Source organism: Arthrobacter sp. MMS24-S77 (assembly GCF_054888235.1).
Map to the genome: position 1 here is coordinate 57651 of NZ_JBTZRN010000001.1, position 23260 is coordinate 80910.

General features: G+C 62.9%; 20 protein-coding genes and 2 pseudogenes. 10 read left to right on the top strand and 12 right to left on the bottom strand.

Annotated features, from left to right (window positions below; all coding sequences use genetic code 11):
- Positions 1–26: 26 nt before the first annotated feature.
- Both ACX5I4_RS00280 and ACX5I4_RS00285 read right to left on the bottom strand, forming a co-directional pair.
- Entirely contained in the window at positions 27–236 is a 210-nt protein-coding gene (locus tag ACX5I4_RS00280) for a dodecin (protein ID WP_184740694.1), read from the bottom strand.
- Between the two features lie 177 nt (positions 237–413).
- Positions 414–1286, bottom strand: coding sequence for an HAD hydrolase-like protein (locus ACX5I4_RS00285; protein ID WP_461834890.1), 873 nt, complete (start codon positions 1284–1286; stop codon positions 414–416).
- On the opposite strand from ACX5I4_RS00285, the gene ACX5I4_RS00290 reads away from it, so the two are divergent.
- Positions 1212–1670, top strand: a complete 459-nt coding sequence (locus ACX5I4_RS00290) for an Lrp/AsnC family transcriptional regulator (RefSeq protein WP_059388371.1) — start codon at positions 1212–1214, stop codon at positions 1668–1670. The genes ACX5I4_RS00285 and ACX5I4_RS00290 overlap by 75 nt on opposite strands.
- Before the next feature lie 11 nt (positions 1671–1681).
- On the opposite strand, the gene ACX5I4_RS00295 is transcribed toward ACX5I4_RS00290, so the two are convergent.
- The 3 genes from ACX5I4_RS00295 to ACX5I4_RS00305 are packed head-to-tail and all read right to left on the bottom strand — an operon-like array spanning position 1682 to position 5562.
- Positions 1682–3091 (bottom strand): aspartate ammonia-lyase, encoded by a 1410-nt coding sequence (locus ACX5I4_RS00295; RefSeq protein ID WP_461834891.1) that lies wholly within the window; start codon positions 3089–3091, stop codon positions 1682–1684.
- Between the two features lie 4 nt (positions 3092–3095).
- Positions 3096–4517 (bottom strand): aldehyde dehydrogenase family protein, encoded by a 1422-nt coding sequence (locus ACX5I4_RS00300; protein WP_461834892.1) that lies wholly within the window; start codon positions 4515–4517, stop codon positions 3096–3098.
- Positions 4510–5562: a homoserine dehydrogenase gene (locus ACX5I4_RS00305; RefSeq protein WP_059388374.1), complete on the bottom strand. Its 1053-nt coding sequence runs from the start codon at positions 5560–5562 to the stop codon at positions 4510–4512. Before ACX5I4_RS00305 ends, ACX5I4_RS00300 begins: the two co-directional genes overlap by 8 nt.
- A 317-nt stretch (positions 5563–5879) precedes the next feature.
- Here ACX5I4_RS00305 and ACX5I4_RS00310 point away from each other — a divergent pair, with 317 nt between their 5' ends.
- The 3 genes from ACX5I4_RS00310 to ACX5I4_RS00320 all read left to right on the top strand — a co-directional run bounded on the left by ACX5I4_RS00310 (position 5880) and on the right by ACX5I4_RS00320 (position 8666).
- The gene (locus ACX5I4_RS00310; protein ID WP_332602608.1) at positions 5880–7331 is read left to right on the top strand and encodes an amino acid permease; all 1452 of its coding nucleotides are present in this window, start codon (positions 5880–5882) and stop codon (positions 7329–7331) included.
- A 96-nt stretch (positions 7332–7427) separates the two neighbouring features.
- Positions 7428–7841: an alanine racemase C-terminal domain-containing protein gene (locus tag ACX5I4_RS00315; RefSeq protein WP_461834893.1), complete on the top strand. Its 414-nt coding sequence runs from the start codon at positions 7428–7430 to the stop codon at positions 7839–7841.
- A 24-nt stretch (positions 7842–7865) separates the two neighbouring features.
- Entirely contained in the window at positions 7866–8666 is an 801-nt protein-coding gene (locus ACX5I4_RS00320; protein ID WP_461834894.1) for an IclR family transcriptional regulator, read from the top strand.
- Here ACX5I4_RS00320 and ACX5I4_RS00325 read toward each other — a convergent pair.
- The 3 genes from ACX5I4_RS00325 to ACX5I4_RS00335 are packed head-to-tail and all read right to left on the bottom strand — an operon-like array spanning position 8663 to position 10658.
- On the bottom strand, positions 8663–9439 hold the full coding sequence (locus ACX5I4_RS00325; RefSeq protein ID WP_461834895.1) for an IclR family transcriptional regulator: 777 nt from the start codon (positions 9437–9439) through the stop codon (positions 8663–8665). The two genes, ACX5I4_RS00320 and ACX5I4_RS00325, sit on opposite strands and share 4 nt — an antisense overlap.
- Positions 9440–9471: 32 nt before the next feature.
- Positions 9472–10224 (bottom strand): cyclase family protein, encoded by a 753-nt coding sequence (locus tag ACX5I4_RS00330; RefSeq protein ID WP_390282955.1) that lies wholly within the window; start codon positions 10222–10224, stop codon positions 9472–9474.
- Positions 10221–10658, bottom strand: coding sequence for a YqfO family protein (locus tag ACX5I4_RS00335; RefSeq protein WP_306972647.1), 438 nt, complete (start codon positions 10656–10658; stop codon positions 10221–10223). Before ACX5I4_RS00335 ends, ACX5I4_RS00330 begins: the two co-directional genes overlap by 4 nt.
- Positions 10659–10850: 192 nt before the next feature.
- Here ACX5I4_RS00335 and mmuM point away from each other — a divergent pair, with 192 nt between their 5' ends.
- Positions 10851–11801, top strand: coding sequence for a homocysteine S-methyltransferase (gene mmuM, locus ACX5I4_RS00340; RefSeq protein WP_461834896.1), 951 nt, complete (start codon positions 10851–10853; stop codon positions 11799–11801).
- A 106-nt stretch (positions 11802–11907) separates the two neighbouring features.
- On the opposite strand, the pseudogene ACX5I4_RS00345 reads toward mmuM, so the two are convergent.
- Together ACX5I4_RS00345 and ACX5I4_RS00350 are read right to left on the bottom strand one after the other, a co-directional pair.
- A pseudogene (locus tag ACX5I4_RS00345) lies at positions 11908–12608 on the bottom strand (FadR/GntR family transcriptional regulator).
- Positions 12609–12636: 28 nt separating this feature from the next.
- On the bottom strand, positions 12637–13461 hold the full coding sequence (locus tag ACX5I4_RS00350; RefSeq protein ID WP_461834897.1) for an alpha/beta fold hydrolase: 825 nt from the start codon (positions 13459–13461) through the stop codon (positions 12637–12639).
- 130 nt (positions 13462–13591) lie between these two features.
- Here ACX5I4_RS00350 and ACX5I4_RS00355 point away from each other — a divergent pair, with 130 nt between their 5' ends.
- The 5 genes and pseudogenes from ACX5I4_RS00355 (at position 13592) to ACX5I4_RS00375 (ending at position 18939) form a co-directional block, all read left to right on the top strand.
- A complete protein-coding gene (locus ACX5I4_RS00355; protein ID WP_461834898.1) occupies positions 13592–15112 on the top strand; it encodes a four-carbon acid sugar kinase family protein in 1521 nt (506 codons plus the stop codon).
- Between the two features lie 41 nt (positions 15113–15153).
- Positions 15154–16053 carry an NAD(P)-dependent oxidoreductase gene (locus ACX5I4_RS00360; RefSeq protein WP_461834899.1) on the top strand — a complete coding sequence of 300 codons (900 nt, stop codon included), beginning with the start codon at positions 15154–15156 and terminating at the stop codon, positions 16051–16053.
- A 100-nt stretch (positions 16054–16153) separates the two neighbouring features.
- Positions 16154–17620 carry a GntP family transporter gene (locus tag ACX5I4_RS00365; protein WP_461834900.1) on the top strand — a complete coding sequence of 489 codons (1467 nt, stop codon included), beginning with the start codon at positions 16154–16156 and terminating at the stop codon, positions 17618–17620.
- Positions 17620–18479: pseudogene (locus ACX5I4_RS00370) on the top strand (class II fructose-bisphosphate aldolase). Before ACX5I4_RS00365 ends, ACX5I4_RS00370 begins: the two are co-directional and overlap by 1 nt.
- 130 nt (positions 18480–18609) lie before the next feature.
- The gene (locus tag ACX5I4_RS00375) at positions 18610–18939 is read left to right on the top strand and encodes a DUF1304 domain-containing protein (RefSeq protein ID WP_461834901.1); all 330 of its coding nucleotides are present in this window, start codon (positions 18610–18612) and stop codon (positions 18937–18939) included.
- 49 nt (positions 18940–18988) lie between these two features.
- Here the strand turns inward: ACX5I4_RS00375 and ACX5I4_RS00380 are convergent, their stop codons facing one another.
- Both ACX5I4_RS00380 and ACX5I4_RS00385 read right to left on the bottom strand, forming a co-directional pair.
- Complete coding sequence (locus ACX5I4_RS00380) at positions 18989–21769, bottom strand: aminotransferase class I/II-fold pyridoxal phosphate-dependent enzyme (RefSeq protein ID WP_461838614.1); 2781 nt, start codon at positions 21767–21769, stop codon at positions 18989–18991.
- A gap of 389 nt (positions 21770–22158) precedes the next feature.
- Positions 22159–23160 (bottom strand): Lrp/AsnC family transcriptional regulator, encoded by a 1002-nt coding sequence (locus ACX5I4_RS00385; RefSeq protein ID WP_461834902.1) that lies wholly within the window; start codon positions 23158–23160, stop codon positions 22159–22161.
- Between the last annotated feature and the right edge of the window lie 100 nt (positions 23161–23260).

The window sequence follows — 23260 nt, forward strand, 5'->3', positions numbered from 1 at the left end:
CGTCGTTTTGGGGTTTAGAGGGCCTCTTATCGCTCCAGGCGGAATCCGAGCTTGATGGTTACCTGCCAGTCGGCAACGGCGCCCTCGCTGAGGTGGCCACGGATTTCCTTGACCTCGAACCAATCGAGGTTCCGAAGGGTCTGGCTAGCAGCCGCAATCCCGTTCTTGATGGCGGCGTCGACGCCCTCGGACGAGGTTCCAACAATTTCGGAAACGCTATATGTGTGGTCAGCCATTCTTGCTCCTCATGATCGTCCTTGATGCCTGAACTGCGGGCCTGGCAGGCCGTGAAAGCAGACTAGCCGACGGAGGGCCGGCGGACTAGGGGTCTGGCCCTCCCGACGCTCGCTCACATATGGCCGGTCTGGAACCGACGCTCGCTCACATATACGGCCCTTTCGGCCGACGCTCGCTCACTGATGAGGCCAAACGGCGGAACGCTCGCTCACTGATGAGGCCAGGATCATCGGCAGCAAAACTGTGGGTGAGATGGCAGTGGCAGCAGCGTGCAACGCCTCCTCATTTCCCCCGTACCCCCAGAGCGCGAAAAAGGTGGAAATTCCATGCTCAGCGGCTCCCGCGACGTCATAACTTCTGTCGCCGACCATTGCCGGGTTGGAGATATCGATGCCCAGGGAGGCAAGGCGGAGCAGTGCTTCACCGATGACTTCCGCCTTGGTCGCCCGTCTTTCAACGTCCGATGCCCCGCATATGGTGATGAAGTTGCTTTCGATTCCAAAGCGTCGTGCGAGTCGTAGTGCTTGATCTTCCACTTTGGACGTGGCAACAGCCATGGGGATACCGGCTGAGCGTAGTTGCTCCAGCAGTTCTGTGACTCCTTCGTAGAGGCTCGATTGCTCAGCGCCGTGATCCGCGTATGCCTTGCGATAGTGTTGGAGGGCTCTCTGGGCTGTCGCTTCGTCAATCCCGGAGACTGCCCTGAACGATTCGACCATCGGTGGCCCGACAAACCTGAGTAGTTCGTCCGGCCTCGGGACCGGCGCTCCCACGGATTCCAAAGCCCGGGCAGCACTTGAGGTAACACCTCGGGCAGAGTCGATAAGTGTTCCGTCCATGTCGAACAGGACGCAGGTGATGGCGCCGAACGTTGGATGGCTGTGATGCGGAAGTATCATCTTTTCTGGAGCTTTCGGTTGTGGATCGGGTTCTGCTTGGGTTGTGCACAGGGATTTACTTTTTGAAGGGTGGGCATGGACCGCGTGAGTCTCGATCACATAGACCAGAGGATCCTTGCGGAGCTCACCAAAAACGCACGCATTAGTCATGCCGAACTGGCGAGCAAAGTCCTGCTTTCAAGGAATGCTGTGCGCCAGCGCGTCGACCGGATGGAACGGCAAGGATACATCCAGGGATATACGCTGGTTGCTGGCCTACCCGGGCAGGGGTCCGTCTCGGCTTTCCTTATGGTCTACCGGAAGGACCGGGTGCGTGGTTCGGATGTCATCGCTGTTTTGCGGTCCATTCCGGAAGTGGTTTTGTGCGACGTCGTCAGCGGGGACTTTGATCTTCTCGTGAGGCTTGAAGCCCGGTCCTTGGAGAGAATCCAAGAGATCTGGGAGCAGATCGCCGCACTTCCGGGCGTCACGGATACCGTGACGGCCATGACGCTTTCCAGTCTCATCCGGCGTGGCGCAGTGCCGACCGCGTGAGGAGTTGGCGATCAGACCGCTGATATGCGGGTACCCCTGACCGGAAGCGCAGCCGATTCAAGCATCGATTGAGCGGTGGCACGGTCCAGGAGGTTCTTGCCGGTAACGACGTCGAGAACGGGTGATCCGTCCCGCAGGGCTTCCTTGGCGACCGCCGCCGCGGCCGCGTAGCCGATGGCCGGAACCAGTGCCGTTGCAAGGCCCACCGAAGCTGCCGTCTGGCGGGCGAGGCGGTCGGTGTTCGCTTCGATGCCTTCCATGCAGTGTGTGCGGAGAACGCGAGCTCCTTGTTTGAGCCATGAAACGGCTTGAAGCAGGACGTGAGCGATGACAGGTTCGAAGGCATTGAGTTGGAGTTGGCCATTGTCTGCAGCCATCGTTACCGCGGTGTCCGCTCCGGCAACCGCGAAAGCGATCTGATTCATGGTCTCGGGGATGACAGGGTTCACCTTTCCGGGCATGATGGACGACCCCGCTTGACGGGGAGGCAAGGTGATCTCGCCAAAGCCATTCTGCGGTCCGCTGGACAGCAATCGGAGGTCGCTGCTGATCTTGGATAGCTTGATTGCGGTCCGTTTGAGCATGCCCGACACGTGCATGAAAACTCCGACGTCGGACGTCGCCTCAACCAGATCGTTGGCAGGAAGGACGTCGACGCCGGAAACTTCGGAGAGTGCCCGCAGCACCAGTTGCTGATAACCCGGTTCGGCGGTAATGCCGGTGCCGATGGCGGTGGCCCCCAGGCTGCATTCGCGCATCAGATCGGTGGACTCCAGGAGCCGGGAGCGATCTTCCTCCAACGTGGCGGCGAAGGCATTGAACTCCTGCCCCAGGGTCATCGGGACAGCATCCTGAAGCTGGGTCCTACCCATCTTCACGACATCGGCAAATTCGGCACCCTTGTTTCTGGCGGTTTCGGCAAGCTTGCCCAATTCCTGGTTGAGTTCCGCGATGGCGAAAATGAGGGCCAGCTTGATGGCGGTTGGATAAGCGTCATTGGTGGATTGGCAACGATTGACATGGTCGATGGGGTGCAGGTGCTGGTAGTCGCCGAGGCGCTGGCCTAGTTTTTCCAGCCCGAGGTTCGCGATCACTTCATTCGCGTTCATATTCGTGCTGGTGCCGGCCCCTCCTTGGATGACGTCAACGCAGAACTGTTCGAGGTGATGCCCTTCCTGGATTTCCCGGCACGATTCGCGGATTGCTGCCGCCTGCCGGGGCGAGAGCACCCCAAGTTCGCAGTTGGCCTGCGCCGCGGCGTTCTTGATCATTGCCAGGGAGCGTACCAAGTGCGGATGCCTGGAGATCGGAATGCCGCTGATGGTGAAGTTTTCCAATGCCCGGGCAGTGTGTGCTCCCCAGTAGGCGTTGGCGGGTACGGGAATGTTCCCGAGCGAATCGGTCTCGATGCGGCTGGCCATGGCTCTATGTCCCGCGGTTCTTGATGCAGACGACTTTGGGCTGGGTCATCTCTTCGTAAGCAAAATGGACGCCTTCCCTGCCGAGGCTTCCGTATTTGGAACCCCCGAACGGCATGCCGTCGAACCGATAGTCCGAGGAATCATTGATCATGACTCCGCCTGCGTCGAGCCGGCGCGCGGCGTCCATGGCGTTGCTCAGGGAGTCCGTGAAAATGCCGGCGTGAAGGCTGAATTCGATGGCATTTGCTACTTCAATGGCTTCTTCGAACGTGTTGAAAGCATGCAGCATGACAACAGGCCCGAACACTTCTTCCCTCCACAGCCTGCTGTCCGCCGGGACCGCTTCCAGCACAGTCGGCTCAAGCACATTGCCTACCGTCACGTTGCCTGCGAGAAGTGCAGCGCCGTCATGGATGGACTCATCGAGCTTGGCTTTGAGTTCGTCTAACGCAGCGGGGCTGATCATCGGCCCGACGTCCGTCCGCTCATCCGATGGATCTCCGGATACCAATCGGGCTGTCGCTTCCAGGAAGCGCTGGCGGAAATCGGCGTACAACGGTGTGGCTACAAGGATTCGCTGCACCCCCACGCAGTTCTGGCCAGCGGCCCAGAACGCTCCGGAGACGCAGGATTCCACGGCGTCGTCAATGTCAGCATCGCTCAGGACGATGACAGGTGCGTTTCCGCCCAGGTCCATGGAAAGCTTCTTCAGGCCGGCGGCGCGGGCAATGCTTTCCCCAGTGGCGAACCCGCCGGTAAAGGACACCATTCTCACATCCCGGGACCGGATGATGGTTTCGGCTATCTCCCGATCCCCGTGAACAACAGTCAGGACTTCAGGCGAAAGCCCAGCATCCACGAGGGCGTCCGCGAGGAGTTGGGCCGACAGGGGAGTCAGGGCGGAGGGCTTGAGGACCACTGCGTTGCCTCCGGCAATGGCCGGACCGATCTTGTGCGCCACGAGATTGAGGGGGTCGTTGAAGGGCGTGATCGCTGCAATGATGCCAAGCGGTTCGCGCGAGTACCATCCGGTCCGGTCTTCCGAGCCCTCGTATGAGTCAAAGGGAATGACCTCTCCGGCGTTCCGGCGCGCTTCGGCCGCGGACAGGCGAAGGGTATTGACGGCTCGCAATACTTCCTTTCGGGCCTGGCGGATGGTCTTGCCTGACTCGGCAACAATGGTCCGGGCGAACTCTTCGCTTCGCCGTTCGATGTCGGTGGCAGCAGTGTCGAGGATTTTCCCCCGGGTGTTGCGGGACAGTGCCCGTGCTTTTCGCGCGCCGGCCCGGGCCACTTCGAGCACGGCGTCGGCGGCACAAGCGTCGGTCAGGGGGACCGTGCCGACGATCCTGCCATCGTAGGGGCTCGTCACTTCACGGAACCGTGGCAGCACCATTTCCGTGGCGCAGAGTGTGGACTCAGACATGTGCGGCCGCCCCTGTCTTTGCTGAGTGGATGGCGATGATGTCTGAGAGCAAGGCGTAGGCGGTCTCCACGCGACCTGCTCCAGGTCCCGATACGGTAACCGGGCCAAGTAGATCGGTATCGAAGGAGACGGCGTTCGTAGCGCCCGAAACGCCGGCAAGTCCGTGGTCAAGGGGCACCGCGACCGGGGCTACACCTGCGGTGACGGTCCCGTCAGGATTCCGCCGTGCCGAACCGACGAGCTTCCAGCGGCGTCCGTTCCGGGATGCCGTTCGGACATCTTCCGCCGTGACCGTCGAGATCCCTTGCCGCCGGACGTCCTTGAGTTCGATGCCCGCGTCAAGCAGTTCGTTGGCGAGGATGAGGACCTTGAGCTGGACATCGTAGCCCTCGATGTCTGCTGCTGGGTTCGCCTCGGCGTAACCGAGTTCCTGTGCCTCGCTCACGGCAGCTTCGAAGTCCAGGCCGGCTTCCATCCGACCGAGCACGTAATTGCTGGTTCCGTTGAGAATGCCTTCGAAACCATTCAACCGGAGTCCTGAAAACATCTTCTTCGCCAAACGGATCACCGGCGTGCCACTCATGACGGCTCCTTCGTATTCGAAGTAGACGCCATTTTGCGCGGCCAGGGAATTCAGTTCGGCCCCACGGAGGGCAACCGGTCCTTTGTTCGTGGTGCAGACGCTCTTGCCCGATTCGAGGGCCCACCGCACATGGGAGACCGCAGGTTCGCCGTCGTCGGGGTTTGTGAAGGTGGCTTCGCAGATGATGTCTGCTGTGCACGAGCGGATGACCGACTCATTGTTGGTGTCCGCGGATCCCCCGTGTTCGGCGAAGGTTTCGCTCCCGCCGCCAAGGCCCAGGGCCATGGAGAGGTCGATACCATCAGGCTGGACCAGGGATCCGAGGCGAAGGTCGGTGATTGCCACGACCCGGAGGCCAAAGCCCAGCCCGGAACGAAGTGCCTCATTGCGTGTGGCGATCAGTTCGGCCAGGGTCCTGTTGACGCCGCCAAAGCCGATCAGGGCAATGTCATAGGTGGTCATGCTGCTCCTTCAGTCAGTTACATCGGTCCTCCAATATTGACCGGATTCCATGTCAGCCATGGCATGTGATTCCGGCCGAAGAATAGGGCGAATCGACCATCCGCATGGCGATTCGACATCAGCGCCCGCAAGTAACATGCGTGCAACATGTGCATGCCCAAATGTTTTTAATGACCAATTCGACTACGCTGTGTTATCTTCATCACCATCCCCTTGCGCAACTCCGGCAATCCGGATCACCCCTCGACCCCCGAGGTATCACGCGCATTCTTCGCACCGATTCGACCACCGACCTGACCACCGACCCCGGAGGCACCATGGAATCCTCATTACCCGTCGCGCTAGAACCACAGCTCTCATCCCCTCCGTCGTCTGAATCCGGGCTACGCCGGTCCATGGGGCCCAGGCACCTCGTCATGATCGCCATGGGCGGGGTGATCGGCTCCGGACTTTTCTTGAGTTCCGGCTATACGATCTCCCAGGCCGGACCGCTCGGCGCGGTCATCGCCTACCTGATTGGCTCCTTCGTGGTCTACCTGGTAATGGCATGCCTTGGCGAACTTGCCATCGCCTACCCAGTCTCGGGAGCCTTCCACATCTACGCATCGCGGTCGATCGGACCTGCCACGGGATTCACCACGGCGTGGCTCTACTGGCTTTGCTGGGCCGTGGCCATCGGCTCGGAATTCACAGCGGCCGGCCTCCTCATGCAGCGATGGTTTCCAAACATCGACGTGTGGGTCTGGTGTGTCATCTTTGCCGCCGTTCTTTTCGGCCTCAACGCCGTCTCTTCGCGGTTCTTCGGAGAGTCGGAGTTCTGGTTCGCGATCATCAAGGTCGGAGCCATCATCGTCCTGATCGTGCTCGGGGGTGCCGCACTATTTGGTTTCCACCCATTGAGCGAGACCGGCAACCATCCCTTCCTCCTCGAGAACTTCAACACCACCGGGGGTCTCTTCCCCAACGGATTTACTGGCGTTCTGGTCACCGCGCTTGCAGTGTTCTATGCCTTCTCCGGTTCCGAGCTCATCGGCGTAGCGGCAGGCGAAACCGCGGATCCTGCCAAGAGCATTCCGAAGGCCATGCGCAGTACCGTCGTCCGCTTGCTGATCTTCTTCGTCGGGGCCATCGCGGTCATCGCCGCCACCATTCCGTTTGATCAGGTCGGCCTGGACCAGAGCCCGTTCGTGACGGTCTTTTCCTCCATCGGCATCCCGTTTGCCGCCGACGCCATGAATTTCGTCATCATCACCGCGCTCCTTTCCGCCGGCAACAGCGGTCTCTTCTCGTGCGCCCGCATGCTGTACTCTCTCTCGGACGAAGGACATGCCCCTCGCGTGTTGCGAAAGCTGACCCGGCGCGGCATCCCTATGGTTGCGCTCTCCGTGAGCATGGTGGGTGGCCTGGCATCGCTCATCAGCAGCGTGGTTGCGCCCGAGACGGTGTATTTGGCCCTTGTGTCCGTCGCAGGGTTCGCCGTCGTCGGCGTGTGGATGTCCATCGCCGCATCACATTTCTTCCACAGGCGGACTTTCGTCAAGAATGGCGGCAACGTCGCCGCCCTTCCCTATAAGGCCCCGCTGTTTCCCCTAGTTCCGATCCTGGCGTTCTCGCTCTGCTTCATTTCGTTGATCGGTATCGCGTTTGACCCGAACCAGGTAGCCGCCCTGTACTTCGGGGTCCCCTTCGTAGGAGCCTGCTACGCCTTGTTCTATCTCAAGTACGGACGCAAGGCGCGCACGGCCGCGCCGTCTTTGCTGGATCGCTGACCATCGTTCACCCAGCTCTCGGCCGGGGACTGCTGTCCCTGGCCGAGGGTTGTCCGACGGATCGTCAGCCATCCGAGGCTTCAGCTGGCCGGGATCATGACCCACTTCCCCAAAGATGACAACCGCCATATCGATAGCTATCCTGCCCGCACCAAAGTCGGGTATGGCCTCGCCCACACGCTGGACCGGGACTCAAAGTTGGCAGCGGTGACCGCAGGATACGGCGACGGCTACCGCCGCGCGCTGGCCCGTGGAGGCCACGTGCTCGTCCGTGGCCGGCGTGTCGCCATCGTCGACCTTGTTTCGATGAATTCCATGGTTGTTGACGTAACCGACATCGCTGACGCCTCTCCGGGCGACGAAGTTGTGCTGTTCGGAAAGCAAGGAGCCGAAGAAATCACCGTTGAGGAGATGGAGACGGCGAACTCGGCAATCCTCGCCGATCTCTACACCGTATGGGCAGGAGGAAGCCGCGTTCCGGTCAACGGGACGTGTGAGAATAGGGCCTGATGAAGCTCGGAAGGAGCATTGACAATGGATTCTTCCTCGGAAGCGTCGTCCATGGCACAAGGACTTCGTATTGTGCGCTTGGTCGCGGACCGGGAGAAGTGGGGCCGGCGGCTCCTCGGCGTCTCCCAGCTCGCCTCCGAGCTGGACATGGAGCAAAGCCGCGTATCCCGGCTGACCCAGGAACTGTGTGATCTGGGACTTCTGGAACGGGTCGAACGCGGTCCGTTCCGGACAGGCCCGCGGTTTTTCGGCCTCGCGGCGTCGCTTAATACTGGCTGGGTTCGCCAATCAAGGACCGAGTTGGAGGCGCTGGTGGCCACGCTTGGCCTCCGATCCAGGGTTTCTGTCCGCGAGGGCTTCCGGGTAATTCTCCTGCGCGCATCCAGCAATGACGCGCTCCCTGGCAGCTTCGTCAAACCTGGAATGGTGACGCCGACATGGTGCACGGGATCAGGCCGGGCACTCTTGTGGGATCACGAGCAGGCCGCGATTCAGGATCTCCTCAAGGACGCCAACTTCATCGGTGTCGGCGGTCCGGGCGCGGCCCACTCGACCGAAGAGGTCTGCGAGCTGATGGACAGGGACCGGAACCGGGGCTTCATAGTGGCGGCCGAAGAATTCGAACATGGCGTCTACGAATTGGCCGTTCCTGTCCGTGACCCGGAAGGAGCGATTCTTGCTTCACTTAGTGTTCTGGGCAACCGGCCCCAGATCGAGCCCAGGGCCGGGAAAATCGCCAAGGTTCTCACGGAAGCCGCCGCGCGGCTCGGATCATGCGGTCGCAGTACTCGGGACAATACGGGAGGAAGGGGCCTTGCGAGCTAGGCCAGCGCCTGCGGCAGTCCCTGACCCATCGTCGATTCGAGCCACTTTCCCCACGACACGAGAGCCGAGGCGCAGAGTTCCCGCCGCGCTGCCAGCCGTGTCTTAGGACCCACGACCTGCAGGGCAGCCACCACTTCGCGTTTGAAATCCCGTACGGGAACGGCTAGGGAATACAAGCCTGGTTCTGCTTCCTCATCCACGATGGAATACCCCCGTCCCCTAGCCTCATTCAGCCGCGTCAGGAAGTCCTCGACATTGACCGGAGTATTGGGGCCGTGGCGAACAAATGCAGAGGACGCGAAAACGGTTCGGACCTCGGCGTCGGACGCCTCCCACAACAATGCCTGGCCGGCGTCGCTGCAGTAGGCCGGGTAAGGCCGGCCCAACCACGAACCGACCATGTTGCTGCTCGCCGGAATACGCTCACCGACCGTCACCGTGCTGTCACCGCTCAGCACTCCGAGGAAGCATCCTTCGTTCGTTTCGCCGGCAAGGCCCTCCAGGGCAGTGATCCCGTCCGTCTGCAGCCGTTGTTCGGTCAAAAGCTGGGCGTCGGTAAAGAGTGACCAGTTCAGGTTGTAGGACCGCCGCTCGGCGCGTTCCAGGAACCCTTCTTGTTCCGCGACTCGCAGGCTCCGCGAGACCTGGCTGCGATCCTTGCCTAGGTCGGCTGCAATATCGGCGACTGTGCCGCCGGGGAGGCCTTCGGCGTTGCGGGAGCCGACTGCAAGGACAGCCATGATTCCCCGTCCCATGCTGGATGTCTTAGGCATGGATCTGATTCTAGCCACCGGACGGGCGTGACTCAGTGGATAGCAAACACCCGGGCGGGAAAGCCGCTTCCCTCAAGGGGTTTTGGCCACGTCGCAACCAGGGCGGCACCCTTTTCCGGAAGACCATCCAGGTTCGCCAATAGCTCGATCTGCCAACGGTTCTGTCCCAGCACGTATGTCTCCAGGCTAAAGTCCTTGCGGGAAGTGGCCAGCCCCGGGTCCGTGTCTGTCTGTTCATGACCTACAGCCGCAATCGACCGTCGTTCAATCAGGAAGGTGAGGGCCTCCTGCGACCAGCCCGGACTGTGACTGATGCCTTCGTCGTCCCTGTTCGCCATGGCGTCGGCATCGGGCCAACGTCGGCTCCAGCCTGTCCGCAGTGCCACAAAGCTACCCGTCGGGACAGTGCCGTTTCGGCTTTCCCATGCGTGGATGTCCGCCACCGTGGGGGTGGCATCGGGATCAGCCTTGACCCGTTCTGAAATATCCAGGATGACCAGCGGAAGGATCATGTCCCCTACCGGGATCTGATCCAAAGACCGGCCGCCGCGGATGAAATGTGAGGGGGGATCAACGTGTGTTCCCCATTGCCCGATGATCGAATAGCGGTGCGCGGTGAATCCGTCGCCATTCTCCAGATCGAACACGGCTTCCCTGATCTCGTCGGGGAAAGCGGGGAAGTGCGGTTGGCCTGGGTGGAATGCATGCGTCAAGTCGGCGAACGTCCTGCCCGCTATGAGGGGCTGGAGCCCGTCCCAAAAATCCGTCGTGGCGTTGTCGGTCATGATGCGACCCCGCTCTCGCGGGCCTCTGCCAGTGCGGTGGATGAGACGCTCACGACGCCGGATAGCTCTATGACAGGGACTTCCCAAGGGTGGATCTCCACAAGGTGACGCATGAACCGATCCACCCGCTCGTCGTCCAGGGCGGCGTCGAAGTACGTCGTGAAGACAAAGGTCGGCGAAATGGTCCGCTGGCCCACTTGCCCCAAGGTGGGGTTGGCGCCTTCAGCCACGGTGAATCCTTCGAATCCCACGCCAGACTCGAAAACGTGCCTGTAGTTTCCAAAGTCCCCCAACTCCGGGGAGTCCGCCAAGGCCTGAAGCAGTGCCGTAATGCCGTGGTCATTCCGGAACGCACCGGCCTCGCCCTCAGCGAGCCCAGCGAAAGTCTCGGACGCGATAGGCCAATGTACGCGCAGCTTGCGCACTGATTTCATTTCTATCTTCAAGGGGTCCTCTTCCCTGCGCTTGGCGCAGATTGTTTGACTGCCATGGTGGCATAACAGGCATGATCATTACAAGCATTTTCAAATGCTCATAATGACCAATATAGTGAAAGGGTGGTCACGCTGGACCATCTCGTCCCCACATGGGCACGAATGAAGATCAACTGCTTGGAGCCCCGAACGATGCCCAGTAAGATCACGCTGTCCCGCATGCTCGACGCCGGCTCGAAGCTGACGCTGGACGGCGCACTCGCCACTGAGCTCGAGGCGCGGGGCTGCAATCTGGAGGACCCACTTTGGTCGGCCAAGGTGCTTTTGGAACAACCGCAGCTGATCAAGCAAGTGCACCGCGACTATTTCGGTGCGGGCGCCAAAGTTGCAATCACGGCGAGCTATCAGGCCACGCCACAAGGATTTGGACAGCGCGGCGTTTGCGAAGTGGAAGCCTTGGAATTGGTGGCATTGAGCGTACGCCTGGCCGACGATGCGAGGCGCGAATACTTGGCTGAAAACCCGGAAGCGGGACCCCTGCTGATTGCCGGATCAGTAGGCCCTTATGGCGCCTACCTCGCTGACGGTTCGGAATACCGCGGGGACTACACCCTCAGCCGGATCGAGTTCATGGAATTCCACAGGCCCCGGATCGCGGCGCTGGTGGAGGCGGGAGTGGACCTGCTGGCATGTGAGACGTTGCCTTCGGTTTCGGAGGCGAAGGCACTGTTGGCACTCGTAGAAGAGTTCAACGTCGAAGCATGGTTCTCCTTCACGCTACGGGACGGGGAGCACATCAGCGACGGCACAACGCTGGCCGACGTCGCAAGGCTCTGTGCAACGCAGCCGCGCGTCGTCGCGATCGGCGTAAATTGCGTGCCTCTGGAACTGGTCTCTCCGTCGCTTCGAGCCCTACGCAAAGTCACCTCAATCCCGTTGATCGCGTATCCGAATTCCGGCGAAAGCTATGACGCTCTAACCAAGACCTGGACGCCCGGCCCGGCCGTGGGCGGTGCTGATGGCAAGCAACCTGCAAGCATTGCGGAAGGAGCCGGCATCTGGCAAGAACTTGGCGCTCGGCTTATTGGAGGGTGCTGCAGGACGACACCGCAGGATATTGCTGGGATCGGTCGATATATGTGAGCGGGCGTTCGCTCACAGCCGTTGATATGTGAGCGAGGGTCCGCCCACGACCGTTGATATGTGAGCGGGCGTCCTGGAAGTCGGGGGGCGGGGGAGCCGGGCCTGCCTAGGCCTCCAGGACGTACGTCCTGAGATCGTCCAGGGTCTGCTGCATGTGTGCGTCCATGGCCTCGCGGGCGCGGGGAGAGTCCCCGGCTTCGAGGGCTTTCAGGATGGCCCGGTGATGTCCGATCGCGTGGCGCTGGATATCGGGGATTTGAGATGTTTGGGTGCGCCGGGTTTCCAGGACGCGGTGCAGGGGTTCGAAGAGCACGGCCACGAAGACGTTGCCGGAGGCGCGCAGGATGACATCGTGGAAGCCCAGGTCCGCCTCGACGAACGCGCTCACATCATTTGAATCGTGGGCCTTCTGCATGGCCGACACCTGAACCTGCAGCTGGTCGATTTCTTCGGGGAGATCCGTGAAGCGGCGAGTTCGCAGGCGCCGGTCTCGAGCATGCGACGCAGCTCAATGAGCTGGACGGACGCTGCGGCGTCGTTCTTTCCCTCCGACGCCGCACGCAATACCGCTTCGAGGGAAGCCCAGCGGTTCAGGGGATTGACGAACGTTCCCCGGCCACGCTCCACGCTCAGGATTCGCTGGGCCTCGAGGGTCTTCATGGCCTCGCGCACAGTCATGCGGCTGACTTCATGCTTGGCGCTCAGCTCGAGTTCGCCGGGAACCACTGTGCCCGGCGGAAATTCGCCCGCGACGATGCGGTCCAGCAGCTCGTCAGCTACGACGCCGACCAGCGACTTGCGTGCCATGGTGCTCCGTTCTTAGATGTCTGACATCTTACGCTGAGGGTTGCCGGCTTTCGTTCCAAAACGCGCCGAGCGCCAGCGCGCAAGCGTACGGTTGCTCCCAATGGACGCTGTGCCCGGCGTTCGGGATTGCCGCGAGCTTTCGCATGGGGCTGGCTGCCACAAAGGCTTCCGCCTGGTCCAGCGAGCGTAAGCGGTCCCCGACGCCGGCAATGACCAGCGTTGGCGCCGTCACCATTTCGGGGACGTCCTCCGCTACGCCCGCCATGGCTGCGAGGCCGCTGGGGCCGAGGACTTCAAAGGGGAGCTCGAATCCGCGGCTCAGCAGCCGTTCGTCTTCCACAGTCAACGCCCCAAACCAGGCCTTCATGCACTTGGCGCGCGTCGCGTCGTCAATGAAGCCTTGCCCTAGCTGGGATTCGAGCATCGACTTGAAGGCGTCGTTCGGCGGAGCCGGAACCATGCCGATCAAGGCCACGCTCCGCACCAACTCCGGATACGCGGCCGCTGCTGTCAGCGCCACGTTCCCGCCCATTGAATGGCCCGCGATGTGGACCGGCGACGGGTTCCGGGCAGCAATGGCCGCAACGGAAGCGGCCGCCGACTCAAGCGTCCACTCGAAGCCCGCGGGCAAAACATCCCCGCGGTGATACCCGGGCAGGTCGACGATCCACACTGAACGTCCGGCGTCGAGCAATTCGGCGGCGAGCGGCTCCCAATAGGCGGACGTCGAGGCCCAACCGTGCAGCAACAGGACGGGAGGCTGGGATGGTCGTCCCGGCGTCGTGCTGGCGGTAGCCGCCGGAAGGCGTATGTCCACGTGCAGTGCCGCGACGGCGGCGGACCCTTCAGTCATGCGCCCAGCATAGTGACGGCTGACACTTGCACACCCGAAAGAGGGTGTGTCACACTAGCATTCAAATATTAGATGTCTGACATCTTACATTTACAGTCAGAAGCGAAGATTTCCCACGATGGAGTGCACAGTGACCCTTGAAGCCGATGTTCTGGCCGCCTTCCCGGTTGAAGTCCAGATCCCCGCTCAGCTGGTTGCCGACGCCGTAGCAGCGTCTTCCGTAACCTCGCCGCGCGTCCTGGTAGTCCTCGACGACGACCCCACGGGCACCCAATCAGTCGCCAACCTTCCGGTCCTCACCCGCTGGGAGGTAGCCGATTTCGCGTGGGCATTCGCCCACATCGCGGAAAGCCGGTCCCAGCCCGCGGTGTACGTGCTGACCAACACGCGCAGCCTGGACCCGGTTGAGGCCGCTGCCCGCAACGAGGAAATCGTGCGCAACGCCCTCGCCGCAGCCGCCGCGTCCGGCAGCGCTGGTTCCAAGCTCCGCCTGGGCTTCGTCAGCCGCTCCGACTCCACCCTCCGCGGCCACTACCCGCTGGAACCGGACGTCATTGCCGCCACTGTTGCTGAGATGACCGGCGAAGCCACCGACGGCGTGGTCATGGTCCCTGCCTTCCCCGACGCCGGACGGGTCACCATCGGGGGCGTGCACTACATGCGCGGTACCGGGCACGACTCCGGCAAGCTCACCCCGGTTGCAGAGACCGAGTTCGCCAAGGATGCGAGCTTCGGCTTCACTAACTCCGAGATGGCCAAGTATGTGGAGGAGAAGTCGCAGGGCCGTTTTGCCGCGGATTCCGTGATCGTCCTCGACCTGAACATCATCCGTGCCGGCGCTGCGGCTGCAAACGGCTCCGCCGGAGATCCCGAGCTCTCCGCCAAGGCCATCGCCGACGCGATCGAACCCGCAACGAACTCCACACCGATCGTCGCGGACATCGTTACCGAGAACGACTTCCGCGCACTCGCCCTCGGCCTGGAAGAGGCCGAACGCCGCGGCAAGAAGCTGCTCTACCGTGTGGGCCCGCCCTTCGTCCGCGGCCGCATCGGCCAGGAAATCCGCGAGGCGCTCAGCGGCGAGGAAGCCTACGAAGGCAACACTCCCTCCACAGCCGGTGGCCTCATCGTTGTTGGCTCGCACGTCGGCCTCACGACGCGCCAGCTCAACGTCCTAACGGCCCAGCACAGCGCCGCCCGCATCATCGAGATCGACGTCGAGAGACTTCTCGTTAGTGGCGCTGAAGCCTACCTCGATGAAACGGTCGCCGCCGTCGTCGACGCCCTTCGCCACGGCGACGTCATCGTCCACACGAGCCGTCTCCTCATCAAGACCGACGACGCCGCAGCGAGCCTGAAGATTGCCCGCACTGTCTCGGCGGCCGTCGTCGCGGTCGTGAACCGGACGCTCAAGACCTTCCCGCCGCGCTTCGTCATCGCCAAGGGCGGCATCACGTCCTCGGACGTGGCCGCGCACGGACTCGAAATCCGGCACGCGATTGTCCGTGGCCCCATGCTGCCGGGCATCGTCTCCCTGTGGGAGCCGGTGGACGGACCCGCGAAGGGCATTCCGTACATCGTCTTCGCCGGCAATGTGGGCGACGACGAATCCCTGGCGCAAGTCACGCGCAAGCTCAGCAACACGTTCTAACCCCCATCCTTAACGCAACCCCGCATTCAATGGAGAACACCATGACCAGCAACTACACCGTCGCCGTCCTGGGACTCGGCGCCATGGGCCTGCCGATGGCCACCCGCCTGGCAACCCAGCTCACCGTCCACGGCTTCGACATCGCCGAACCGCGGCTGAAGCTCGCCGCCGACGCCGGGATCCGCACCTTCGCGTCGGCCCGCGAAGCCTCGGAAGGCGCCGACGCCCTGCTCCTTGCCGTGCGAAACGGCGAGCAGCTCGACGACGTCCTCTTCGGCGCCAACGGCGTCGCGCCCGTGCTCAAGCCGGGCGCCGTCGTGATCCTCGGCAGCACAGTCGGTACCGAAGCCATTCCGGCCACGGTTGCCCGCCTGGCCGAATACGGCGTCGAACTCGTTGACGCTCCGCTCTCGGGCGGCCCGAAGCGTGCCGGCGAAGGCGACCTCCTGATCGTGGTGGGCGCGACGCCGGCCGCGCAGGAAAAGGCCCGACCCGCCCTGGAACTGTTGGCCTCCACGCTCAGCATCGTGGGCGACAAGCCCGGCGACGGCCAGGCCCTCAAGACCGTCAACCAGCTCCTCTGCGGCGTCCACATCGCCGCCGCCGCCGAGGCCATGGCACTCGCGGACGCCCTCGGACTGGACCAAGCCAAGACCCTCGCCGCCCTGGAAGCAGGTGCCGCCGGCTCGTTCATGCTGTCCAACCGCGGCCCCCGAATCCTCGAGGCTTACGACGAGGAAGGCGCCGAGGTCCTCAGCCGCCTGGACATCTTCGTCAAGGACATGGGCATCGTAGGCAAGGCCACCCGCGCCGCCGGCCTGGCCGCACCCGTTGCCGCCGCTGCCGAACAGCTCTACCTCCTCGGGCAGGCCCAAGGCCTCGCCGCAGCGGACGATTCCGCCGTCATCAAGGTCGTCGCGCCCACCCGGCGCACAAACTAACCCCTCGCACAACCCGCGACGACGGCGGTCCCCCTCCGCCGTCGTCGCCCCTCTCGCCGTCCTTGAGTCCAGGCCGGCGTTGTCAAAGGAGACACACCCGATGAATCCCCTCATCAATACCTTGGCGGTCCGGGCAGCTGATGCCCCTGCCATCAAGCCGGCCGTGGAGCTTGAGACTCCGCTGCTGCTGACCATCGCCGTTGCGGGCGTCGCGCTGTTGTTGCTGATGATCATCCGCTTCAAGATCCAGGCCTTCGTGGCATTGCTGGCCGTGAGCATCCTGGTTGCCGTCGCCGCGCAAATCCCCTTGGCGGACGTCTTCACCGTTGTTGCCAACGGCGTGGGCGGAACCATGGGCAAGGTGGCACTGCTGATTGCCCTCGGAGCCGTGCTGGGACGCATGATCGAGGTGTCAGGCGGCGTGCAATCGCTGGCCAACCACTTCACTGCGAAACTCGGGGCCAAGCGCGTTGCCGTGGCCCTGACCGCCGTGGGCTTCCTCGTCGCGATTCCCGTGTTCTTCGAAGTGGGCATCATCGTCCTGGTGCCGATTGTTTACGCCTTCGCGAAGATCGCCAAGCTGCACCCCATCAAGTTCGGCCTTCCCATGGCCGGCATCATGCTCTCCATCCACGTCGCCGTTCCCCCGCACCCGGGCATTGTTGCCGGGGCGGGCGTCATGGGCGCCGACATCGGGCTCATCGCACTGATTTCGCTGATCATCTGCGTGCCCTTGGGCTTCCTGTCCTACTGGGTGGCCAGCATCATGAACCGCAAGGACTACGAACTGCTTCCGGGCGTCCGCGACCAGATTGAGGAATTCGGTTCCGATTCCCTCGTGCGGGTAGGCCACGACGGTCCTGGCGCCAGCGCCGTGGCCCCGCCGCGTCCCGGCTTGATCATTTTCCTGATCGCCGCCCCGATCGTACAGATCCTGCTTGGCACCGTGGGTACGCTCCTGATCAACAAGAAGGACTACTGGTACGGCGTCGCTTCTTTCGTGGGCAACCCGTTCTTCGCCCTGCTGGTGGCCGTTGCGCTCGCCTTCTTCCTCCTGGCTGTCCGGCGCCAGTGGTCGCTCAAGGAAACCGGCGAGATCTTCGAAGGTGCCCTGCCTCCCATCGCCTCGATCCTCATGGTTGTGGCAGCCGGCGGCGTGTTCGGCGGTGTCCTGCAGGTCTCTGGCATCGGCGCGGCCCTGTCCCAGACGCTGGACTCCCTCGGAGTGCCGATCATCCTGCTCGGCTTCATCATCTCCCTGGCATTGCGCGCCGCGCAGGGTTCGGCCACGGTTGCGATTGTCACCACCACCGGCCTGCTCTCGGCTGCCGTGGCGCACGGTGGTTACACGCCCGCGCAGATCGCCGTCATCGTGATCGCCATCGGCTTCGGTGGCCTGGGCCTGTCCCACGTAACCGACGCCGGCTTCTGGGTGGTGGTGCGCTACTACGGCCTCACAGTGTCCGATGGGCTCAAGACCTGGACCGTCCTCACCACCATCCTGGGTGTGGCCGGCTTCCTGCTCAGCTTTGTCGCCTGGATTCTGGTGGGAGGCTTGGCCCACTAATGCGTGCACGTCTTGACGAGCTTGTTGGATCTGCCCTGGAGCGAGGGTCCGCGGTTCCCGCCTTCACGTGCTACGACTTCACCACCGCCTTGGCCGTGGTGGCTGCCGCAGAGGAGTCCGGCCGGGGCGTCATCCTGCTGGTCGCGCCGAAGACTGCGGCCGCCCCCGCCGGTCCGCGACTGATCACTGCGCTGCGCGCCCTGCCGACGATGCCAGCGTGCCGGTCTCGGTGCAACTGGATCATGCCTCGGACCTTGGCGTCATCCGTGACTCCGTGGCTGCCGGGGCCGACGCTGTCCTGGCCGACGGTTCATCCCTCCCGTTCGAGGAGAACATCGCCCTGGTTCGCGAGGTCCGTGCCGCGCTGGACGCCCAAGGTGCTTCCGACGTCGTGATTGAAGCGGAACTCGGTGGGCTGGCCGGCGACGAGGACAAGGCTTTCGGCGCCTCGGCGGGCGTTCATCCTGCAGGGCTGACCGACCCTGGCCAGGTGCAGGAATTCGTGTCCCGCACCGGCGCCCAGCTCCTGGCCGTGGCCGTAGGGAACGCGCATGGCCGCTACACCGGCGAGCCCCAGCTGCACTGGGAGGTCCTGGAGGAAATCGCCTCGCGCACGCAGCTTCCGTTGGTGCTCCACGGCGCGTCGGGCATCCCGGCTGCGGACTTGGTCAAAGCCACGTCCATGCGGGTGGGCAAGGTGAACTTCAATACCGAGCTGCGCACGGGCATCCTCGCCACGCTCGAGGCCGGGACCGCGGCGCACCGGGCCGACGGCGAGAACCTCCAAGGCCTGCTGGGGCGCTGGAGTTCCTCCGCTTCGACCTTCGCCGGAGCAACGCTGGACATGCTCAGCCGCTAGGCGAGGTGGCGCGGCTCGCGGGGGCCGGCCGGCGGCGTCACACAATACAGGGAGGTTAGGATCAGCACATGATCCTGGCCTCCCTGTTTTTGCCCTCCTTGCCGGCTTGTTGCACGTCTACATCTTCAGCATGGAGTCCATCACCTGGACTCGCCCGGCCACGTGGAAGCGTTTCAGTGTCGCTTCCCAGTCCGACGCCGAAACCACCAAGCCCCTCGCCTACAACCAGGGTTTCTACAACCTCTTCCTCGCCATCGGCGCGCTCGCCGGGATCGTCTTTGTCCTGCTTGGTCACCCGCAGGTCGGTTGGACCCTTGTCTTCAGTTCGTGCGGTTCCATGCTGCTGGCGGCAATCGTGCTTGCCTTGAGCGGCAAAAAGTACCTCCGGCCCGCGGTTCTCCAGGGCACGACGCCGCTACTCGCCGTCGTGCTCGGCATTCTGGCCGTGGCGCTCGGCTGAGCGGAACCCTCGCTCACGTATGTGCCCTCCAGGCCCGTCGCTCGCTCACTTATGTGGGCTTTTGGGGTGACGCTAGCTCACCCGTCAAGACCCTGAATCCCAACTCCGCATTGAAGCCGTGGATCTCCCTCGTATCCAGAGCTGACATGAAGGCCAGGATTTCCTCCGTGATCACCTGCCCCGGAACCAAGACAGGGAAGCCCGGTGGGTAGGGAGTGACGAAGGAGGCAGAGACCATTTCTTCCCCCGCGGCGACCCTTCGCGCAAGTTCGGCTGCACTGAAGTATTCGCAGGAACCGGCCTTGTAGCTCTCGAAGTAGGCTGCCCGCATGTTGCCATCGGGAGTTTCTGCGTCTTTTCGGAAACGTTCGGCGAAGCGGCTGAAGTCCGGCAAGGGCGGTGGCGTGCTGGTTAGCGCGGCAACACGGGCTTTGTAGGCCCGCTGGCCTAAGCCACTCAGACCGGATTGCTCGTCTTCAAAGGTTTCGGCCAGCTTGACCAGGACCTCAACGAGGTAGGCAACAGCACTCCGCGAGGTGCCAATGTTGGTCATGAAAAGCACGCTGTTCCGCGACGTCTTGTTGACCTGGATCCCGTACTTGTCCATCAAGTAGTCGTGCTTGAACGTGTCCCCGTCCACACCGGTGAGGCCGATGTGCAGGGTCAAGCGGCTCGGATCGACAACGAACTCGTCCTTCTCCCAGGCCTCCGACATCGCGGCCAACCCGTCACGCAGGGGCATTTGCCGGCTGGTTTCGCGGTATTGCGCCGGAATGAGGTCCCTGGTTCCGAGCACGCGGAAGTACTTCTTCAGCAGGGGATGCCTGGCAACGGCCTGGGCGATGCTGACGGCGAGATCTGCCTGCCGTTGCACCAGTTCGTAACCTTCGAACTCGACTTGCCTCCGTCCCATGTCCAGCGAGGCCAGGATCTGGTAGTTGGGCGAGGTGGAGGTGTGCGTCATGTACGCCTCGCGGAAGCTCTCCTCATTCAACTGACCGAAGTCCTGGTCATGGATGTGGATCATGGACCCTTGGCGGAGCGAGGTCAGGGTCTTGTGGGTCGACTGGGTCGAGTAGACCCTCAGGCGGGCCCTGGACGGATCGGGCAGCAGCCTTGTCTTCAGGAGCAACTCATCGCTTACTGAATCCAGCCCGCCGGCCGACCCGGCTGACCCGGCCGCCTCAGCCGCCCCAAGCTCACGCAATTGCTGGGCGTAGCGCCGTGCGTAGGCCGGATCCGCAAACGACTTTTCGAGTGACCTCGCCGAGGCCATGGCGGTGCGACGGCGGTAGATGTGGTGGAAACCTGCGAACGCGAACCACGCCTCGTCCCACAGGAACACCAAGTCCGGCTTGATGGCCAGGCACTCTTCCATGACCCGTTCGACGTCGTAGACGATGCCGTCGAAGGTGCAGTTGGTGAGGGCGAGCATCTTGACCTCTTGAAGCCTGCCGGCCCGGCGGTAGTCCAGCAGCATCCGTTTGATGCTTTCCAAGGGAACTGCGCCATAGAACGAGAAATCGTTCAGGGGGTAGGCATCCAAATATGAGACCTGCGCGCCGGCCAGCATGAGGGCATAGTGGTGCGATTTGTGGCAGTTCCGGTCCACCAGGACAACATCTCCGGGCGCAAGAATCGATTGGTGCACGATCTTGTTGGCTGTTGAGGTTCCGTTAGTTACAAAGAGTGATTTCTGGGCACCGAATGCCCGGGCCGCCAGTTTCTGGGCCTGCTTGAGGGAGCCATGGGGATCCAACAGTGAATCGAGCCCGCCGGACGTGGCGGAGGTTTCGGCCAGCAGCAGGTTGAGGCCATAGAACTCGCCGAGATCGTTGATCCACTTGGAATGGATGACCGATCCTCCCCTGGACACCGGCAGCGCATGGAAAACTCCGGCGGGTTTGCGGCTGTATTGCTGGACCGCGTGGAAGAACGGTGCCTCATATCGTTCCGCAACGCCAGCCAGCAAGGACAAATGGAGTTCCAGCCCGTCTTGCCGGCGGAATATCCGGCGGAATTGACGGGTCAAGGAACCGGCGAGTTCCTCGATCCCCACTCCGGCAACCAAATAGAGGTCAAGCTCGGGGCGGAGCTGGCCCAACTTCTCTGCCAAGCTCAAGATGCGGTCCAACGGGCGCTCGGGGAGGGAACGGCCGAAGAAGCCATCCAGGAAACCACGCACATCCCGGCTCAGGCGCTGCCTGCTGTTGAGGACAAATCCAGGCCGCAGCACGCAAGCCTGGATGTCGGGGTTGAGCAGGACGGCCACGATGGCGTCCTCGAAGCTTGGCACGAATACCAGCTCGTAGTTGAAGGCGTCGGCGGGGCGCCGCTGGTTGAGAAGCTCAGCCTGAAGGGCTTCACGGTCCACGTTGGAGATGTCATCGATCACCAGCACTTCGAACCGCTTCCGCGCTTCGGAAGGTTCTTCCATCCTGTCCGCATCGCGTTCAGTGTCCATCGACGGTTCGGTGGCGTGCTGGTTGTGGCCCGCAACGCGCCGCGCGACTGGTTCTATGAGGCCTAGTGCCTCAAGGTATTCCCCGGCTTCCAAGCTTCGCCGCAGTTCCGAGACATAGTGCGGCCCCGGAGACGCCCAATACATTTCGAGGGATTCCAGCAGCGGCAGCAACCTTCGAGCCTCCCGTGGCAACTCGCGGGGCTCCCGCGCCAGACGGGCGCCCGCCGCTGGCCTCGCACTGGCGGCAGCCAACTGCTTGACGGCATAGCCAAGGAACTCCCAAGCATCTGCCCGCACCCGCCAGGCGCTGCTGGGGACTTCGCCACCGGCCTCTGAATCGTCAGGGGTTTGTGGTTTTGCCGCCAGTTCAGTGCCGGGGCCAGTGCCGAGTGCCGCGCCGCGGGCAAGGGAGGAGGCTGGAGCGAGGGGAAAGGGGGCTGACTGCACTGTCGCTAGATCGGCGCGTGCCACGATGACTCCTTTGTCATGGATTGATAGCACTCTCTACTAAACGCCGGGACTCACGGGATTGCGCGGCAATTATTGCGGTTGCCGTCTGGGTTTCCAGATGTGGGCGATCCGGACCCTCGCTCACCTACGGGGCCGCAATCCGGAACCCTCCTGCAGATCTGCAGGAGCGTTCTGGCCTTTCCGGTCATAGGTGAGCGAGCGTCGGGGGATTTTGGGTCATAGGTGAGCGAGCGTCGGGGAATTTTGGGTCATAGGTGAGCGAGCGTGCCCGGCGGGTTTAGCAGCTACGCCTCTCGCCACAATGGCAACGGGACGACGCTGCGGCTGCGTCCGGACTCGTCCAACACGTGCCCGAGGCGTTTGTAGTTGCGCACCACGGCTTGCCGCGAGATTACTGCACTCCCTGGTGCCCGCTCTGCCAGTTCCCGCTCGTGGCCCTGGACCTCGAGGTAGTCGCGGACCCACAACGTGACCAAAAGGTTCTGCGCACCCAATACTTGGGCGCTGAGCCTGCAATTCGGCAGGGCTGCGAAGTAGCGCCCGACGCCGTCCAGGAAGTGCGCGGGCACGTTGAGGATCAGGCTCACTTCCCTCAGCCCTTGTTGGGCCGAAGCTGACGTGTCGCACCTCAGGGTCATGTAGCCGGACGCGAGGAACCGCTCCACCCGCCGTCGAGCGGTCTGGGGTGAGACGCCGCAGGCGGCTCCCAGTTCCGCCCAACTGGCCCGCCCGTCCCGGGCCAGTTCCTCCAGCAGGGACGCATCGAGCCTGTCCGGTGCATAGGCGGCCGGTGCGGGCAGGGGCTCTGCCGACATGAGCCGGGCCCGCGCCGGCTCCAGGGTGCCGCTGCGCCAGTCGGAGGCCTGCCGGTACAGCTTCGTGACGAAAACGACCTCGCGGTGGGTGACACCGGGCAGTCCCGCGAAGGAGCCGGTGACGATGTCCATGAGCTCTTCGTGGCTCGAGGCGAAGCAGTCCACGAAGAGATCGTGGGAGCCGGACACAAGGGACACGGTCCCGAAGGCCGGCTCCGCGCACAGCTTGTGGACCAGGGCTTCGTTCTCGCTCGGAAGCGATGAAAGGCTGATGAACGCCGACCAGCCTGCGCTCAGGTAACGCGCCCCCGGGGCCGGGGTGATCCATGCCAGGCCCTCCTCGGCGAGGGCGTTCCAGCGGCGTGCCACGGTAGGCCCGGACAGTCCAAGGACATCCCCAACGCGGCTCCAATCGGCACGGGGATTGATCTGCAATGCATTGACGATTTCGAGGTCAGTTTCGGAGATCATGGCCGATTCCTTCAAATTTCACGATTCTCAGAAGATTTCAAACAATTTCCTAGCCAGTGTAAACGGCGGACCTAACGTTGTGACTCGCATCACCCAATCG